At 53.5% G+C, this 17,878-nt stretch carries 14 protein-coding genes; 12 read left to right on the top strand and 2 right to left on the bottom strand.

Going from position 1 to position 17,878, the window contains the following annotated elements; translation table 11 throughout:
* Positions 1 to 2: 2 nt before the first annotated feature.
* Positions 3 to 1,076, top strand: coding sequence for a sn-glycerol-3-phosphate import ATP-binding protein UgpC (locus MUG06_RS20575; RefSeq protein ID WP_243079877.1), 1,074 nt, complete (start codon positions 3 to 5; stop codon positions 1,074 to 1,076).
* Positions 1,073 to 1,816, top strand: a complete 744-nt coding sequence (gene ugpQ / locus MUG06_RS20570) for a glycerophosphodiester phosphodiesterase (RefSeq protein WP_243079876.1) — start codon at positions 1,073 to 1,075, stop codon at positions 1,814 to 1,816. The genes MUG06_RS20575 and ugpQ overlap by 4 nt, the downstream gene beginning before the upstream one ends.
* Here ugpQ and MUG06_RS20565 read toward each other — a convergent pair.
* The gene (locus MUG06_RS20565; RefSeq protein WP_243079875.1) at positions 1,813 to 2,091 is read right to left on the bottom strand and encodes a DUF2756 domain-containing protein; all 279 of its coding nucleotides are present in this window, start codon (positions 2,089 to 2,091) and stop codon (positions 1,813 to 1,815) included. The two genes, ugpQ and MUG06_RS20565, sit on opposite strands and share 4 nt — an antisense overlap.
* Before the next feature lie 201 nt (positions 2,092 to 2,292).
* On the opposite strand from MUG06_RS20565, the gene ggt reads away from it, so the two are divergent.
* From ggt to gntU, 5 genes are all read left to right on the top strand, one after another.
* Complete coding sequence (ggt, locus tag MUG06_RS20560) at positions 2,293 to 4,044, top strand: gamma-glutamyltransferase (RefSeq protein ID WP_243079874.1); 1,752 nt, start codon at positions 2,293 to 2,295, stop codon at positions 4,042 to 4,044.
* Positions 4,045 to 4,489: 445 nt separating this feature from the next.
* Positions 4,490 to 5,185 carry a pirin family protein gene (locus MUG06_RS20555; RefSeq protein WP_215845364.1) on the top strand — a complete coding sequence of 232 codons (696 nt, stop codon included), beginning with the start codon at positions 4,490 to 4,492 and terminating at the stop codon, positions 5,183 to 5,185.
* A gap of 102 nt (positions 5,186 to 5,287) precedes the next feature.
* Positions 5,288 to 6,283 (top strand): gluconate operon transcriptional repressor GntR, encoded by a 996-nt coding sequence (gene gntR / locus MUG06_RS20550; RefSeq protein ID WP_243079873.1) that lies wholly within the window; start codon positions 5,288 to 5,290, stop codon positions 6,281 to 6,283.
* A gap of 138 nt (positions 6,284 to 6,421) precedes the next feature.
* Entirely contained in the window at positions 6,422 to 6,958 is a 537-nt protein-coding gene (gntK, locus tag MUG06_RS20545; protein WP_215845365.1) for a gluconokinase, read from the top strand.
* Between the two features lie 3 nt (positions 6,959 to 6,961).
* Positions 6,962 to 8,302: a gluconate transporter gene (gene gntU / locus MUG06_RS20540; protein ID WP_243079872.1), complete on the top strand. Its 1,341-nt coding sequence runs from the start codon at positions 6,962 to 6,964 to the stop codon at positions 8,300 to 8,302.
* 204 nt (positions 8,303 to 8,506) lie between these two features.
* Here gntU and MUG06_RS20535 read toward each other — a convergent pair whose 3' ends face one another.
* Complete coding sequence (locus tag MUG06_RS20535) at positions 8,507 to 9,100, bottom strand: YhgN family NAAT transporter (protein ID WP_215845366.1); 594 nt, start codon at positions 9,098 to 9,100, stop codon at positions 8,507 to 8,509.
* A gap of 344 nt (positions 9,101 to 9,444) precedes the next feature.
* Here MUG06_RS20535 and asd point away from each other — a divergent pair, with 344 nt between their 5' ends.
* The 5 genes from asd to glgA all read left to right on the top strand — a co-directional run bounded on the left by asd (position 9,445) and on the right by glgA (position 17,874).
* Positions 9,445 to 10,554 (top strand): aspartate-semialdehyde dehydrogenase, encoded by a 1,110-nt coding sequence (gene asd / locus MUG06_RS20530; protein ID WP_243079871.1) that lies wholly within the window; start codon positions 9,445 to 9,447, stop codon positions 10,552 to 10,554.
* Positions 10,555 to 10,913: 359 nt separating this feature from the next.
* Positions 10,914 to 13,097, top strand: a complete 2,184-nt coding sequence (glgB, locus tag MUG06_RS20525; protein WP_215845369.1) for a 1,4-alpha-glucan branching enzyme — start codon at positions 10,914 to 10,916, stop codon at positions 13,095 to 13,097.
* On the top strand, positions 13,094 to 15,076 hold the full coding sequence (glgX, locus tag MUG06_RS20520; RefSeq protein WP_243079870.1) for a glycogen debranching protein GlgX: 1,983 nt from the start codon (positions 13,094 to 13,096) through the stop codon (positions 15,074 to 15,076). Before glgB ends, glgX begins: the two co-directional genes overlap by 4 nt.
* Before the next feature lie 10 nt (positions 15,077 to 15,086).
* A complete protein-coding gene (gene glgC, locus MUG06_RS20515; protein WP_215845371.1) occupies positions 15,087 to 16,379 on the top strand; it encodes a glucose-1-phosphate adenylyltransferase in 1,293 nt (430 codons plus the stop codon).
* 61 nt (positions 16,380 to 16,440) lie between these two features.
* Positions 16,441 to 17,874, top strand: coding sequence for a glycogen synthase GlgA (glgA, locus tag MUG06_RS20510; RefSeq protein WP_215845372.1), 1,434 nt, complete (start codon positions 16,441 to 16,443; stop codon positions 17,872 to 17,874).
* The last annotated feature ends 4 nt before the right edge of the window (positions 17,875 to 17,878 follow it).

Raw genomic sequence — 17,878 nt, 5'->3', positions numbered from 1 at the left:
AGATGGCAGGTGTAACGCTTCAGGCGGTGACAAAATCCTACGATGGAAAAAATCAGGTCATTCAACCGCTGAATGTCACGGTGAATGAGGGCGAATTTATGGTAATGGTGGGGCCGTCCGGCTGCGGCAAATCAACCCTACTGCGCATGGTCGCTGGGCTGGAGCGCGTCAGCTCAGGCGATATTTATATCGATGGCAAACGTGTCACCCACGAAGAACCGAAAGATCGCGGTATTGCGATGGTGTTTCAGAATTACGCGCTCTATCCGCACATGTCGGTAGAAGAGAACATGGCGTATGGCTTAAAGATTCGCGGCATGGGAAAAGAGCAGATCCGCCAGCGCGTACTGGATGCCGCACGCAGTCTTGAGCTGGATCCACTTTTAAGCCGCCGTCCGCGTGAGCTTTCTGGCGGGCAGCGCCAGCGCGTTGCGATGGGCCGGGCGATTGTGCGCGAACCGGCGGTATTTTTGTTTGATGAACCGCTGTCCAATTTAGATGCACGGCTGCGTGTGCAGATGCGGTTGGAACTGCAACAGTTGCATCGCCGCCTGAAAACCACCAGCCTGTATGTCACGCACGATCAAGTGGAAGCGATGACGCTGGCGCAAAGAGTGATGGTGATGAACAAAGGCATTGTCGAGCAGATCGGCACGCCGGTTGATGTCTATGAACGGCCCGCCAGCCAATTCGTTGCCGCGTTTATCGGTTCGCCGGCCATGAATCTGCTGAAAGGAGACATCAACAGCGACGGCACGCGTTTCACCCTTAATGCCTCCTGCGCGCTGCCGCTTGGCATAAATAAAGCGAAATGGGCAAACCGGCCAATGGTACTCGGCATTCGCCCGGAACACATTCAGATCAGCAGCCGCGAGCAGGCAGGCATTCCGATGGTGGTCGAAACGCTGGAGATGCTGGGCGCGGACAACCTGGTACATGGGCGTATTGGCGAGTCACGTTTAGTGGTGCGCTTGTCCTACAGCGAACGTCCCAAGGTGGGCAGCACGCTGTGGCTGCATCTGCCAGCAGATGCGTTACACTTCTTCGATTCAACCCATGGAAAGCGTCTGGAATGAGTCAAAAAAACTGGCCTTACCCGCACATCGTCGCGCATCGCGGTGGCGGTAAACTGGCACCGGAAAACACCTTAGCGGCGATTGATATCGGTGCGAAATATGGTCATTTGATGATTGAGTTCGATGCCAAACTGTCGAACGATGCGCAAATTTTTCTGCTGCACGATGACACGCTTGATCGAACCAGTAACGGTTGGGGCATCGCCGGAGAGTTGTCCTGGGACAAGCTGGCGAAACTCGATGCGGGCAGCTGGTTTAGCCGTGACTTTAACGGTGAGCCGCTGGCGCTGTTGGCCGACGTCGCTGCGCGCTGCCGTCAGCATCAGATGATGGCGAATATCGAAATCAAACCTACAACTAACAGCGAAGTTGAAACCGGTCGCGCTATCGCACAGGCTGCGGCGCAACTGTGGCAAGGTCAAACCGCACCGTTGCTCTCCTCTTTCTCTTATGAAGCGCTGGAAGCCGCCATGCAGGTTGAACCTGAGCTGCCGCGCGGATTGTTGTTGCACAGTTGGGATAAACAGTGGCAGGAGAAGACCACCGCGCTGGATTGCGTGTCGATACACCTTAATCACAAGGTGTTGAGTGCAGCTCGCGTTGCTGAACTCAAAGCAGCAGGCTTACGCATTTTGGCTTATACCGTAAATAACCCAGAGCGGGCGCGGGCGTTGCTGAAGTGGGGCGTCGATGCCATCTGTACCGATCGCATCGACATCATTGGCCCCGATTTTACCTAGTTCTGATTCTGTTGCTGGCCCGGCTGCGTTCTAATCACACGCTGCTGGGCACTGTCACGCTGTTCCTGCATTTTGCGCTGCACGTCCTGATTTTGCTGCTGCTGATCCTGCTGCAACTTCCTTTTTTGCTGTTGCTGCTGGTTCTGCATCTGCGACTGCATCCGCTGCTGGCTCGGATTGTAGCCCGGTTTGTTCGGATCATTAGTGCTGTTCAGCGTGTTCGCCATGCTGGTTAACGGCAAGAGCGCCGCAAAAACAATTAGCCATCTCTTCATAAAAAATCCTCCGTAAGCGCGATCGCTGCTGTGTGCAATAGGCTGAAATCAACCTTTAGATTGCCTCTTCTAGTTTATTAGATATCACAAACTCCACATTTAAGAGTGTGCCGAATTTGACTTAACCCTCAATAATTTGCTGTATTTGTAATCACTTGAAGAAATGATAAAAAAATGTAAATAACAGAGGATGGTGGCAGGATGAAAATTCAAGGCAAGGTGCGCCAGCTCGGCTGGTCGTTGTTAATGAGTTTCGTGGTGGTGAGTGGGGCCAGTGCGGTCCCTAATTCGACTCCGCCGGTTTCGTATGGCGTCGACAGTGACACCTTTCACCCGGTAAAAGCGCAGCACGGCATGGTGGCCTCAGTGGATGCGATGGCGACAAACGTCGGTGTTGATATTCTGCGTCAGGGCGGCAATGCCGTTGATGCAGCCGTTGCCGTGGGATTCGCCTTAGCCGTGACGCATCCGCAGGCGGGCAACCTGGGTGGCGGAGGTTTTATGCTGCTGCGCACTGCATCAGGCCGCACCACTGCCATCGATTTTCGTGAAATGGCGCCGGGCCACGCTTCACGCGATATGTTCCTCGACAAGCAAGGCAACGCTGACAGCAAGCTTTCACTGACTTCTCATCTCGCGTCTGGCACGCCAGGCACCGTGGCCGGTTTTGCCTTAGCCGCGCAGAAATATGGCACATTGCCACTGAGCACCTTGCTGGCACCGGCCATTAAACTGGCGCGCGACGGCTTTGTGGTTAACGATGCGCTGGCTGATGATCTGAAAACCTACGGCAAAGAAGTCTTGATCACCCATGCCAACAGCAAAGCTATTTTCTACAAGCCGGACGGTACGCCGTGGCAGAAGGGCGATCGTCTGGTGCAGAAGAATCTGGCGCACAGCTTAGCGTTAATTGCGCAGCAGGGACCGGACGCATTTTACAAAGGCAATATTGCCGACGAAATTGCCGGGGAAATGGCGCAGCACGGTGGTCTGATCAACAAAGCGGATTTAGCGGCCTACCGCGCGGTTGAGCGCAAGCCCGTCAGCGGCACCTATCGCGGTTATGAGGTCTTTTCGATGCCGCCTCCTTCTTCCGGTGGCATTCACATCGTTCAAATCCTCAATATTTTGGAAAACTTTGATTTAGCGAAGATGGGCTTTGGCAGCGCCGATGCAATGCAGGTAATGGCTGAAGCGGAGAAATACGCTTACGCTGACCGCTCTGAATATCTTGGCGACCCAGATTTCGTCAGAGTTCCTTGGCAGGCATTGACCAGCAAAGCCTATGCGAAATCGCTGGCGCAGCAGATTGATGTGGCAAAAGCGCGTCCTTCCAGTGAGATCAAACCCGGCAAACTCGCGCCTTATGAAAGCAATCAGACCACCCATTTCTCGGTGGTGGACAAGAACGGCAACGCGGTCGCGGTAACGTACACGCTCAACACCTATTTCGGCAGCGGCATTGTGGCGGGCAACAGCGGCATCCTGATGAACAACGAAATGGATGATTTCTCTGCCAAACCCGGCACGCCAAACGTTTACGGATTGGTTGGCGGAGAAGCGAATGCTGTACAACCGGCGAAACGTCCGCTCTCATCGATGTCTCCGACCATTGTGGCGAAAGAGGGTAAAACCTGGCTGGTTACTGGCAGTCCAGGCGGTAGTCGAATCATCACAACTGTGCTGCAAATGGTGGTGAACAGTATCGATTTTGGTATGAATGTGGCAGAAGCGACTAACGCGCCGCGCTTCCATCATCAATGGTTGCCGGATCAGCTACGCGTTGAAAAAGGCTTTAGCCCGGATACGCTGCGCCTGCTGGAGAATAAAGGTCAGCACGTAAAAGTTCTGCCCGCTATGGGCAGCACCCAGAGCATTATGATTGGGCCAGATGGCACATTATATGGCGCATCCGATCCGCGCAGCGTGGACGATCTCAGCGCGGGTTATTAAGTCTTTAAGGCACTGGTTAGGTGCCTTTTTTAGGGGGAATAACTGAAAGGTTTTCGTTTGGATTCGAATAATCCCTTTTAACATCAAGGGTTTTTTGAATTAATTAAATGAAAATTATTCTCAAAAACACTTTACAGACGCGAATGATAATGATTATTATTGCCATGCGTTCTCGGGACTCCAACGGCGTCCTTAGAAAGCACGACATTGCTCACATTGCTTCCAGTATTATTTAGCCAGCCCGGGTGCTGGCTTTTTTTTTACTGCGTATAAGCGGTTTCTTACCTTCGTTCCCACCAGCCAGCCCCAATGACGGTATGGTACAAAATGCGCGTCTACGGGACGCCATCTTCATCATTTTTTTTGAACAGAGGAATGAAGTTTTTCAGCTATCAATCTTTTCCCCTCAGGCACAGACTACATAAAACATTGAGGAGATTTGAACATGATCTATTTACGTAAAGCTGAAGAACGCGGCCATGCCAATCACGGTTGGCTGGATAGCTGGCACACTTTCTCCTTTGCCGACTATTACGATGCCAACTTTATGGGCTTCTCGGCGCTGCGCGTGATCAACGAAGATGTGATCGATGGAGGGCAGGGTTTTGGCACTCATCCGCACAGAGACATGGAAATTCTGACTTATGTGTTGTCCGGCACCGTTGAGCACCAGGACAGCATGGGCAATAAAGAGCAGATTCCCACCGGTGAATTCCAGATCATGAGCGCCGGTACCGGTGTGCGTCATTCGGAATACAACGCCAGCAAAACGGATGCGCTGCATCTGTATCAGATCTGGATTATCCCTGAGCGCACCGGCATTGAACCGCGCTACGATCAGCGCCGGTTCCCGGATATAAAAGGTCGCCAATTTGTCCTGACACCGGATGCGCGTGACGGCTCGTTGAAGGTTTATCAGGATATGACGCTATCGCGTTGGCTGTTTGCCGCCGGGGATAGCGACAGCGTGGAGATTGAAGCGGGTCGCCGCGTCTGGATCCAAGTGGTGAAGGGCGATGTAAAGGTCAATGGTCAGCCCGCTGGAACCAGCGATGCGTTCGCTATTTGGGATGAAAATACACTGACAATTGAAGCGGACAGCGCTGCCGAAGTGCTGCTGTTTGATCTGCCGCCAGTCTAAAACGTTAAGGGGCGCGCATCGTCGCGCCCCATTGGCAATTCCATGACAATTTAATGTTAGACTCATCGTAAATTAGCTTTCAGCTGACTCCAGGCGCTTACGATGAAGAAAAAAAGACCGGTATTACAGGACGTTGCCGATCGCGTCGGCATTACTAAAATGACCGTCAGCCGCTACCTGCGCAATCCCCAGCAGGTCTCCGCTGCGCTGGGCGAGAAGATCGCCGTGGCGCTGGATGAGCTCGGTTATATCCCCAATCGCGCCCCCGATATGCTTTCTAACGCCACCAGTCGCGCCATCGGCGTGCTGCTGCCTTCGCTGACCAATCAGGTATTTGCCGATGTACTGCGTGGTATCGAAGCCGTTACCGATGAAGCGGGCTACCAGACGCTGGTGGCGCACTTTGGCTATAACCCGCAAAAAGAGGAGTTACAGCTACGATCGCTGTTGGGCTGGAATATTGATGGGGTGATCCTGACGGAACGCAGCCATACGCCGGGCACGCTGCGTATGCTTGAAGTGGCGGGGATCCCGGTCATAGAAGTAATGGACAGCGTAACGCCTTGCCTGGATATGGCGGTGGGTTTTGACAATGTCGAAGCGGCACGTCAGATGACACAGGCTATCCTGAATAAAGGCCATCGACACACCGTCTATTTAGGTGCTCGCCTTGATGAACGTACGTTGCAAAAGCAGCGTGGCTACGAAAAAGCGATGCAGGAAGCAGGCCTCACGCCGCACAGCGTGATGATGGAAGATGCCTCTTCGTTCAGTGCCGGTGGTGAGTTGTTATGTGAAGCGCAACGTCTTTACCCTGAAACAGACAGCCTGTTTTGTACCAATGATGACCTGGCGGTTGGTGCGATGTTTGAGTGCCAGCGTCAGGGATTACACGTACCGACACAAATGGCGATTGCTGGATTCCACGGACATGATATTGCGCTAGTGGTGACGCCGCCTTTAGCGACAGTGCTGACGCCACGCGACCGTATGGGACGTGAAGCTGCCGCGCTGTTACTGGCGCGTATTGCGGGCGATCACAGTGTAAGCCAGCCGCTGGATGTGGGTTTTGAAATAGCGGAAGGCGGCAGCATCTGATTCTGTCGAATCTTTGAGTCAGTTCACACTTTTGTGCTTTTCCGGGTAAAAGGGTTGCCAGGCTGTTAAGCGGTCAAGACAATGAGAAATGACATTGTTATCGGTAACATTGGCAATTCCACCTGCCGGAGAAGAAAAATGACAACGCACTCCCCGTCGCATCACGTCTTTATCCTGATGGGCGTTTCAGGCAGCGGCAAATCTGCCGTCGCCAACCAGGTTTCGCATCAACTGAATACCGCCTTTCTCGACGGTGATTTTCTCCATCCGCGTGCCAACATCATGAAAATGGCAGAGGGTCATCCGCTGGATGACAACGATCGCCAGCCGTGGCTACAAGCCCTTAATGATGCAGCGTTTGCGATGCAGCGCACCCAAGAGATCTCCATTATTGTCTGCTCCGCGCTGAAAAAGCGTTACCGTGACATCCTGCGTCAGGGCAATGCCAACCTGAGTTTTGTCTACCTGAAAGGGGATTTCGACACCATCGAGTCACGCCTGAAAGCGCGCAAAGGCCACTTCTTCAAGCCGCAAATGCTGGTGACGCAGTTCGCCACGCTGGAAGAGCCGGGCAGTGACGAGCCGGACGTACTATCAGTGAATATTGATCATTCACTCGACGAGGTTGTAGCGGCTACGGTTGCGACCATCAAGGAAGCAATCAATCAAGGCTAGGCAATGAATACCGCAACACTCGTTTTGACGGCAGCAGGCTCAGTCCTGCTGCTGCTGTTTTTGGTGATGAAAGCCCGCATGCATGCTTTTGTTGCTTTGATGATTGTCTCTGTGGGGGCGGGTTTGTTTTCCGGCATGCCGCTGGATCAAATCGCTGAAACCATGCAGAAAGGGATGGGCGGTACGCTCGGTTTTTTGGCTATTGTCGTGGCGTTGGGCGCAATGTTCGGCAAAATTTTGCATGAAACTGGCGCAGTTGACCAAATCGCCATTCGCATGTTGAAAGCATTTGGCGAAAGCCGTGCGCACTACGCGATGGGTATCGCAGGATTGATCTGTGCGCTGCCGCTGTTTTTTGAAGTCGCAGTGGTGTTGCTGATCAGCATCGCTTTCGCGGTGGCACGTCGCACTCAAGGTAATCTGGTGAAACTGGTGATCCCGCTGTTTGCGGGCGTTGCGGCGGCGGCGGCTTTTCTACTGCCGGGACCTGCGCCAATGTTGCTGGCTTCACAGATGCACGCCGATTTCGGCTGGATGATTTTGCTGGGCCTGTGCGCCGCCATTCCGGGCATGTTGATTGCTGGTCCGCTGTTCGGCAACTTCATCGGTAATCACGTGACCTTCAGTTCGCCGCCGGAAGATCATCAACCTGATGTTGATGAAAACAAGCTACCATCCTTTGGTTTTAGCCTGTCGCTGATTTTGTTTCCGCTGGTGTTGGTTGGCCTGAAAACCATTGGCGCGCGCTTTACCACCGAAGGCACTTCGCTGTATCAATGGCTGGAGTTTATTGGCCATCCGTTTATTGCGATTTTACTGGCTTGCCTGGTGGCGATTTATGGTCTGGCTTATCGTCAGGGCATGGACAAAGAGAAGGTGATGCAGGTATGCGGCAGTGCGCTGCAACCGGCGGGGATTATTCTGCTGGTGATTGGTGCGGGCGGTGTATTTAAGCAGGTACTGGTCGATTCTGGCGTGGGCCCGGTGTTGGGCAATGCGCTGACCGGAGCTGGTCTGCCGATCGCGCTGGCCTGTTTTATTCTCTCTGGCGCGGTACGTGTGATTCAAGGTTCGGCGACCGTCGCGTGCTTAACCACGGTGGGGTTGATCATGCCGGTGATTGAGCCGCTGCATTACAGTGGCGCGCAGCTGGCTGCGTTGTCGATTTGTATTGGCGGCGGGTCGATCATTATCAGTCACGTGAATGATGCGGGTTTCTGGCTGTTCGGGCGCTTTACCGGTGCCAGCGAAGCGGAAACATTGAAAACGTGGACGTTGATGGAAACCATCCTCGGCACGGTCGGTGCCATTGTCGGTATGATCGCGTTTACGTTGTTGTCGTAATGAGGCATCGTTTGTCCTCTCAAGTGCGAGGTCGTTTGTCCCCCATCCCGGCCTTCCCCCCCATCGCGGGGGAAGGAGACGCTGCCACATGCCGTCTCATCACTAACATAAAGCAGCATCTTCCTCCCCCATTTATGGGGGAGGACTGAGGTGGGGGACAGCGCGCAGAGGCCAATAACGCGCAGTAAGCAGGATCTACCCAAACTACAACTTTAAATAAACCCGAATCCCATCCAAAAACATCTGCGTGGCCAGCATGATCAGAATTAACCCCATCAGACGTTCCAGCGCATTCACACCTTTATCACCCAGTAACCGCAGAAACAGGCCTGACAGCAGCAGGATTACCACCGTAGCGCCCCAGGCGATCAGCAGCGCGCCTACCAGATACGACATTTGATGGGGATATTGATGCGATAACAGCATCAAGGTTGCCAGCAGTGAAGGGCCTGCAACCAGCGGAATCGCCAGCGGTACCAGAAAAGGTTCTTCTCCCGCAGACAAACCGGTACTGCTGCTTTCAGGAGAAGGGAAAATCATTTTTATTGCGATCAGGAACAGGATCACGCCACCCGAAATTGAAACGGTTTCCGTACGCAGATTCAAAAACGCCAGGATGCGTTCACCCGCAAACAGAAACAGCAACATAATTGCCAGGGCGATCAGCATTTCGCGGATCAACACAATACGCCGCCGCTTGGGTTCCAGATGCTTCAAAACCGACATAAAAATCGGTAAATTGCCCAGCGGATCCATAATTAGCAACAATAATATTGTCGCAGAGATCATTTCAGTCATTCGTTTTACATCATCTTATTGTCGATAAATTACTGTTATTAGGTGCGCTGCTGAAAAAGTTAGCGCCATCGAATTAATTCACTTGCCAGATGTGCTGCATTTTGTAGAGTTGGTCGTCATATACCCTACAGACTTCACGCCGCCGGTGCGTTGGCTACACGACTTCACCCCAGTCACTTACCAGAGTAAGCGCTTGGGGCTGAATCAGCTTGCCGCCTTCCTGCAACGCGAAGTCTGTAGGGTAACGGTAATTCTCATTATTACGCAGAGTGGAGTGAAAGTGGCATTCCGCTCTTCCCATCGATAAAAGTCAGGTCGTTAACACCGCCTGAGACGGACACAACATGAAGAATGTAGGTTTAGTTGGTTGGCGCGGTATGGTCGGCTCTGTGCTGATGTCCCGCATGATCGAAGAACGCGATTTTGATGTCATCAATCCGGTCTTCTTCTCCACCTCGCAGCATGGCCAGGCGGCGCCAGAGTTTGGCGGTAAACACCATGGCACGCTGCAGGATGCGTTTGATATCGATGCACTAAAGGCGCTGGATATCATTATTACTTGCCAGGGCGGCGACTATACCAGTGAAGTTTATCCTAAGCTGCGCGCCAGCGGCTGGAAAGGTTACTGGATTGATGCGGCGTCCACGCTGCGTATGAAAGAGGATGCCATCATCATCCTCGATCCGGTAAACCAACAGGTTATTCGTCAGGGCATTGACAGTGGTCTCAATACCTTTGTCGGCGGGAACTGTACCGTAAGCCTGATGCTAATGTCGCTCGGCGGTCTGTTTGCGCAAAATCTGGTTGAGTGGGCCTCGGTGGCGACATATCAAGCTGCATCAGGTGGCGGTGCGCGTCACATGCGCGAACTGCTGACTCAAATGGGCATGTTGCACGATCACGTAGCGAAATCGCTGCAGAATCCCGCCTCAGCGATTCTTGATATCGAACGTAGCGTGACTGACTTCACTCGCTCCGGCACGCTGCCAACCGATAACTTCGGCGTGCCGCTGGCGGGCAGCCTGATTCCATGGATCGACAAGCAGTTGGACAATGGCCAGAGCCGCGAAGAGTGGAAAGGCCAGGCCGAAACCAACAAGATTCTGGGCACGCAGCACACTATTCCAGTCGATGGCTTGTGCGTGCGCGTCGGCGCGCTGCGCTGCCACAGTCAGGCATTTACCCTGAAGCTGAAAAAAGACCTGCCGCTGGCCGACATTGAACAACTGCTGGCTTCGCACAATGAATGGGTAAAAGTCGTGCCAAACGATCGTGAATTAACGATGCGTGAACTCACGCCTGCCGCTGTCACCGGCACGCTGACTACGCCAGTGGGTCGCTTGCGCAAGCTCAATATGGGGCCGGAATACCTTTCCGCCTTTACGGTTGGCGATCAACTGTTGTGGGGCGCTGCTGAGCCGCTGCGTCGTATGCTGCGCCTGCTGGTCGACTAATTCTGAAAACCTCTTTCAAAGGCCGAAAAACTTCGGCCTTTTCTCTTTTTATCCTGTAATAAGTCAATTAGCTTGCCTCCCGGAAGTGATCCGCTTCCCCTTTTTGTCTGTTAGTTAATAATTTTTTTGGTTTCTTCCCTGGCAACTTCTCTCGCCAAGCTATGATTTAACAATGATGTGCCGCTAGTAAACTGTTTTGATTTTTGAACTGAATGGTTGTTGTACACGGCAAAGACTCTTTCCCACGGACTGGCTTATCTCCCTTGCCGTCGTACTCATGGCTCAATGAAGAGCAGTGCATCTGTTGCGCGAGACAAGTCGCATCCATTTCGCCTGCCAAATATCACAGGAAGAAAGTCATGTCAGAGCTTCCCGATCGCCAGGCGATCAATGCCCTGTTTGCGGGTAATTACGCCGATCCCTTTTCGTTATTAGGGATGCACCAGACTGAGCAAGGACTTGAAGTGCGAGCCTTGCTACCCGAAGCCTCGGAAGTCTGGGTTATTGAAACCAACACCGGGCGTAAACTGGCCCAACTGAAATGTGTCGATTCGCGTGGCTTTTTTAGCGGCGTGATTCCGCGTCGTAAAAAGCCGTTTCGCTATCAGCTGGCGGTAAACTGGCACGGCCAGCAAAATTTACTGGATGATGCTTATCGCTTTGGCCCGCTGCTGGAAGAGATGGATGCGTGGTTGCTGGCGGAAGGGACGCATTTACGTCCTTATGAAACCTTAGGCGCACACGGCGCGGTGATAGATGGCGTTAACGGTACGCGCTTTTGCGTCTGGGCGCCGAATGCACGCCGCGTTTCGGTGGTAGGCGATTTCAACTTCTGGGATGGACGTCGTCACCCGATGCGCCTGCGTCAGGAGATGGGCATCTGGGAACTGTTTGTTCCCGGCGCGTTTAACGGTCAGCTCTACAAATTTGAAATCATCGATGCCAACGACAAGTTGCGCATCAAAGCTGATCCCTTTGCCTTTGAAGCGCAGATGCGTCCAGAAACCGCGTCAATGATTTGTGGCCTGCCCAACAAAGTGGAGATGAGTGCCGAGCGCAAAGCCGCCAATGCTTTCGACCAGCCTATCTCAATCTATGAAGTGCATCTGGGCTCCTGGCGTCGTCACACCGACAACAATTTCTGGCTGAGTTATAAAGAGCTCTCTGAGCAGCTGATTCCCTACGTCAAAGAGATGGGTTTTACCCACCTTGAATTGCTGCCGATTAACGAACATCCGTTTGATGGAAGTTGGGGGTATCAGCCGCTGGGTATGTACGCACCAACGCGTCGCTTTGGTGCGCGCGATGAATTCCGTGACTTCATCGCCAGCGCTCATGAGGCGGGCCTGAACGTGCTGCTGGATTGGGTGCCGGGCCATTTCCCTAGCGATGATTTTGGTTTAGCGAAATTTGACGGCACCGAACTCTATGAGCACAGCGATCCGCGTGAAGGCTATCATCAGGACTGGAACACGCTGATTTATAACTTCGGTCGCCGTGAAGTCAGTAATTACCTCTCCGGCAACGCGCTGTACTGGCTGGAGCGGTTTGGCATTGATGGATTGCGCGTAGATGCGGTGGCATCAATGATTTACCGCGATTACAGCCGAGCTGAAGGTGAATGGGTTCCCAATCATTTCGGTGGCCGTGAAAACCTCGAAGCCATTACCTTCTTACGTTACACCAACCGTACTTTGGGCCATGCGGCAGAAGGCACGATCACCATGGCGGAAGAGTCCACCGATTTCCCTGGCGTTTCACGCCCACCGGAAAGTGGCGGATTGGGCTTCTGGTTCAAATGGAATCTCGGTTGGATGCACGACACGCTGGACTACATGAAACTCGATCCGGTGCATCGTCGTTTTCATCACAATCTGATGAGTTTCGGCATGATGTACAACTACACCGAAAACTTTGTGTTGCCGCTGTCGCACGATGAAGTGGTGCATGGCAAGCGCTCTATTCTGGATCGCATGCCGGGCGATGCATGGCAAAAATTTGCCAATCTGCGGGCTTATTACGGCTGGATGTGGGCGTTTCCCGGTAAAAAGCTGCAGTTCATGGGCAATGAATTTGCCCAAGGCAGAGAGTGGAATCACGATACCAGCCTCGACTGGCATCTGCTGGAAGGCGAAGACAACTGGCACCACGGCGTACATCGCCTGGTGCGCGACCTTAACTTCACTTATCGCCACTACACGCAGCTCTATCAGCTTGACTACGATCCGGCAGGCTTTGAGTGGCTAGTGGTTGATGACGCTGAAAATTCGGTATTTGTGTTTATCCGCCGCGATCGTGAAGGTAACGAGATGATTGTTGCGAGTAACTTCACGCCAGTTACGCGTCCCGGTTACCGTTTTGGTGTGAATCAAGCGGGCAACTGGCGCGAGGTGCTTAACACCGACCAGCACGAATATCATGGCAGCGATGTACGTAACCATTTAGTGCATACCGATCAGATTGAAAGCCATGGACGACCACAATCGCTGAGTCTGAGTCTGCCACCGCTTGCCACTGTGTGGTTGGTGCGGGAGGCCGAATGACATTAAAACCCGGTCAGCCTGAACCGTTAGGTGCTGTTTACGATGGTAAAGGGGTTAACTTTACCCTGTTTTCACAGCATGCCGAACGCGTCGAACTTTGTCTGTTTGATGATCATGGCGTTGAACACCGTTTTGACTTGCCGGGCCGCACTGAAGATATCTGGCACGGCTATTTTCCTGCGCTTAAACCAGGCCAGCGCTATGGCTATCGCGTTCATGGCCCTTGGGCACCGCAAAAAGGGCATCGCTTTAATCCGGCCAAGCTGTTGGTGGATCCTTGTGCCCGCGAGGTGGTGGGCGATGTACCGGGTGATCCGCGTTTTCAAAGTGGTGAAGTTGAACCCGATCCCTTGGATAACGCGGCGATAGCGCCTAAGTCGCTGGTGGTGGCGGAAGATTTCGACTGGGAAGATGATATTGCACCGCGCACGCCGTGGGGAAAAACGGTTATTTATGAAGCTCACGTGCGTGGGTTAACCCTCCAGCACCCGGATATTCCGGAAACGCTGCGCGGGACTTACGCGGCGCTAGGCCATCCTGTTATGGTGGATTATCTCAGCCACCTTGGCATCACCGCCATCGAACTGCTGCCGATTGCCCACTTTGCCAGCGAGCCGCGTTTGCTGCGGCTTGGATTAAGCAATTATTGGGGCTACAACCCGTTTGCACTTTGGGCTGTCGACCCACGTTACGCCGCTGGGCAGGATGGTGCAACGCCTTTGCAGGAGTTCCAACAGGCGGTGAAAAATCTGCACGCCGCAGGTATTGAAGTGCTGCTGGACGTGGTGTTTAACCACACCGCAGAACTGCACGAGGCGGGCCCAACGATCTCGATGCGTGGTATCGACAATGCCAGCTATTACTGGCTCAACGAGCAGGGCGATTACGAAAACTGGACCGGCTGTGGCAACACAGTCAACCTTAATCATCCGCGGGTAATGGAATGGACGCTGGAAGCGCTGCGCTATTGGGTACGCGTTTGCCACGTTGATGGTTTCCGTTTTGACCTCGCTACGGTAATGGGCCGCACACCCGATTACCAGCGCGATGCGCCGCTATTCGAGGCGATACGCGCTTGCCCGCTGCTGTCGACGTGCAAATTGATTGCCGAGCCTTGGGATATCGGTCCCCACGGTTATCAGGTGGGTAACTATCCGCAGCCCTTTGCTGAATGGAACGATCAGTTTCGTGATACTGCGCGCCGCTATTGGCTACGCGGCGAAATGAGCAACAGTGATTTTGTCCGGCGCTTTGCGGCTTCCAGCGATCTTTATCAGCGTGAGGCAAGGCAACCTCATGCCACGATTAATCTCATTACCGCCCATGACGGTTTTACGCTGTGCGATCTGGTGAGCTTCAACAATAAACATAACGAAGCCAACGGCGAAGACAACCGCGACGGTCATGGCAGTAACTTTAGCCACAATCACGGCAAAGAAGGGCTTAGCGTTAGCTTCGATGTCATTGAGCGCCGACGCCTCAGCGTGCATGGCTTACTCACCACGCTGCTGCTGTCGCAAGGCACACCTATGCTGTTGGCTGGCGATGAGCGTGGCAACAGCCAACACGGAAACAACAACGCTTATTGTCAGGACAACGCGCTTAGTTGGCTTGACTGGCAGGAAGGCGATAACGGCTTGGTCGATTTCACCGCTGCATTGATCCATCTGCGCCAGCGCATTCCCGCGCTGACCAAGGATCGCTGGTGGCAGCCGGGTGACGACAATGTGCAGTGGCTCAATGCCAGCGGCAAACCACTGCAGCACGAAGAATGGACGCAGGGGGCGCATAGATTGCAGATCCTGCTCTCCGGCCGCTGGTTAATAACAATAAACGCCACGGAATCGGTGAGTGATATCGCCTTACCAGACGGAGAATGGCGTGCCCTTCCTCCTTTCGCCGGGGACGATAACCCCATTTTGTTAACTGTCTGGCATGGTCCCGCACACGGTGTGTGCGTGTTCCAAAAGCAATCATAAGGAGTCAGACATGGTTAAATTAGATAGAACAGAACACCTGATGTTGGCCCGCCAACTCCCTTCACAAACGGTGGCCCTGATCCTCGCGGGAGGACGCGGTACGCGCCTGGTCGATCTGACGGCAAAACGTGCCAAACCCGCAGTGCATTTCGGTGGCAAGTTTCGCATCATCGACTTTGCGCTTTCCAACTGCGTCAACTCCGGCATCCGCCGCATTGGCGTTATCACTCAATACCAGTCGCATACGCTAACCCAGCATATTCAGCGTGGCTGGTCGATCTTCAACGAAGAGATGAATGAGTTTGTGGATTTGCTGCCAGCGCAGCAGCGTTTAGCCACCGACCAATGGTATCGCGGCACCGCCGATGCTGTGACCCAAAATCTTGACGTCATTCGTCGCTATCAGGCGCAATACATCGTGATTCTTGCCGGGGACCACATTTATAAAATGGATTACTCGCGCATGCTGTTGGATCACGTGGGCAAAGAGGCGAAATGCACCATCGCCTGTTTACCGGTGCCGGTGCATGAAGCGACGGCATTCGGCGTGATGGCGGTAGATGAAGAGAATATGGTGGTGGATTTTGTTGAGAAACCGCCAAAACCGCCGACCATGCCGGGTGATGACACCAAGGCATTGGCCAGCATGGGCGTCTACGTTTTTAACGCAGATTATCTTTATCAACTGCTAGAAGAAGACTTACAGGAACCTAATTCGAATCACGATTTTGGTAAGGATATTTTGCCAAAAATCGTGGCGAGCGGCGAAGGTTATGCCCATTCGTTTGTGCTCTCCTGTGTGCAAAACGATGACAACGCGCCGCCTTATTGGCGCGATGTGGGGACGCTGGAAGCTTACTGGCGTGCCAACCTCGACCTGGCTTCGGTAACACCTGAGTTGGATATGTATGACTCTACCTGGCCAATACGCACGCATATGGAACCGCTGCCGCCTGCCAAGTTTGTGCAGGATCGATCCGGTAGCCACGGCATGACCATGAATTCGTTGGTCTCCGGCGGCTGCATTATCTCCGGCTCAGTGGTGGTGAACTCCGTGCTTTTCCCACGCGTGCGCGTTAATTCTTTTTGCAATATCGATTCCACCGTGCTGCTGCCTGATGTGGTAGTGAGCCGATCCTGTCGTCTGCGCCGCTGTGTGATTGACCGCGCCTGCGTGCTGCCAGAAGGGATGGTGATTGGTGAAAATCCAGATGAAGACAGTCGCCGGTTTCACCGTTCGGAAGAGGGCATCGTACTGGTTACCCGCGCCATGTTGGCCAAATTGGCTACTGCGGGGCAGTAAGCGATAAGCGGCACACGCAATCGGCACGCGGATCGTGTCTGATAACTTAATGAGGTCGAGGATGCAGGTTTTACATGTCTGTTCAGAACTTTTTCCGCTGCTAAAAACTGGCGGGTTGGCTGATGTAGTCGGGGCATTACCTCAAGCACAAATTGCAGGTGGAACGGATACGCGGGTGCTGCTTCCCGCGTTTCCTGCATTGCGTAAAGGCATTCCTGATACACAAGTCGTTGCCGAGCTACAGACCTTTGCGGGTCCTGTAAGCTTACTTTTTGGACAGTTCGATGGTGTGGGTATTTATTTAATCGATGCGCCCGGACTTTATAACCGACCGGGAAGTCCGTATCACGACGAATCGCAGTTCGCCTATGTCGATAACTATATGCGTTTTGCGCTACTGGGTTGGATGGGGTGCGAGCTGGCGTGTGGGCTTGATCCTTACTGGCGTCCTGACATTGTGCATGCGCACGACTGGCATGCGGGACTCACCTGCGCCTACATGGAAGCGCGCGGGCGTCCGGCAAAATCGGTGTTTACGGTGCACAACCTGGCGTATCAAGGCTTGTTCTCTGCGCATCACATGGCTGAGATTCAGCTGCCGCAGTCGTTTTTCAACATGCACGGCCTTGAATTTTTTGGCCAAATTTCTTTTCTTAAAGCTGGGCTGTTTTATGCCGATCATATTACGGCAGTGAGTCCAACTTATGCGCATGAGATTACCTCGGCAGAGTTTGGTTACGGCATGGAAACCTTGCTGGCGCAGCGCATGCTCGAAGGGCGGTTGAGTGGCATCTTAAATGGCGTGGATCCCTCCATTTGGGATCCGGCGCACGATCTACTGCTCAGTGCCCGCTACAACCGCGACACGCTGGAAGCCAAAGCAGAAAACAAGCGCCAGTTGCAGGTCGCGATGGGGTTGAAAGTGGATGAAAAAGCCCCGGTGTTTGCCGTCATCAGCCGCCTGACGCGGCAGAAAGGGCTAGATTTAGTGCTCGAAGCGTTGCCCGGCCTGCTGGCGCAGGGTGGACAGCTGGTGCTGCTTGGCCAGGGCGATGCGGAATTGCAGCAGGGCTTTTTAGCGGCGGCAGCGGAGCATCCTGGCAGCGTAGGGGTACAAATTGGTTATCACGAAGCCTTCTCCCACCGCATTGTTGGCGGTGCAGACGTCATCATGGTGCCAAGCCGTTTCGAACCCTGCGGACTCACGCAACTTTATGGATTGAAATATGGCACCTTGCCGCTGGTAAGAAGAACCGGTGGTTTGGCGGATACGGTTAACGACAGTTCTCTGGAAAACCTGGCAGACGGCATCGCCAGCGGTTTTAGTTTTGAAGACAGTAACGCCTGGTCACTGTTACGGGCGATTAGACGCGCTTTTGTACTGTGGTCCCGTCCCTCGCTCTGGCGTTATGTCCAGCGTCAGGCGATGGGAATGGATTTTAGCTGGCAGGTGGCAGCGCAAGCCTACCGCGACCTTTACCAACGTTTGTTGTAACGGA

Origin of the sequence: Pantoea sp. MQR6, assembly GCF_022761075.1 — a bacterium.
Classification (GTDB): domain Bacteria; phylum Pseudomonadota; class Gammaproteobacteria; order Enterobacterales; family Enterobacteriaceae; genus Pantoea; species Pantoea phytostimulans.
This window is presented reverse-complemented; position numbering and strand designations above follow the sequence as displayed.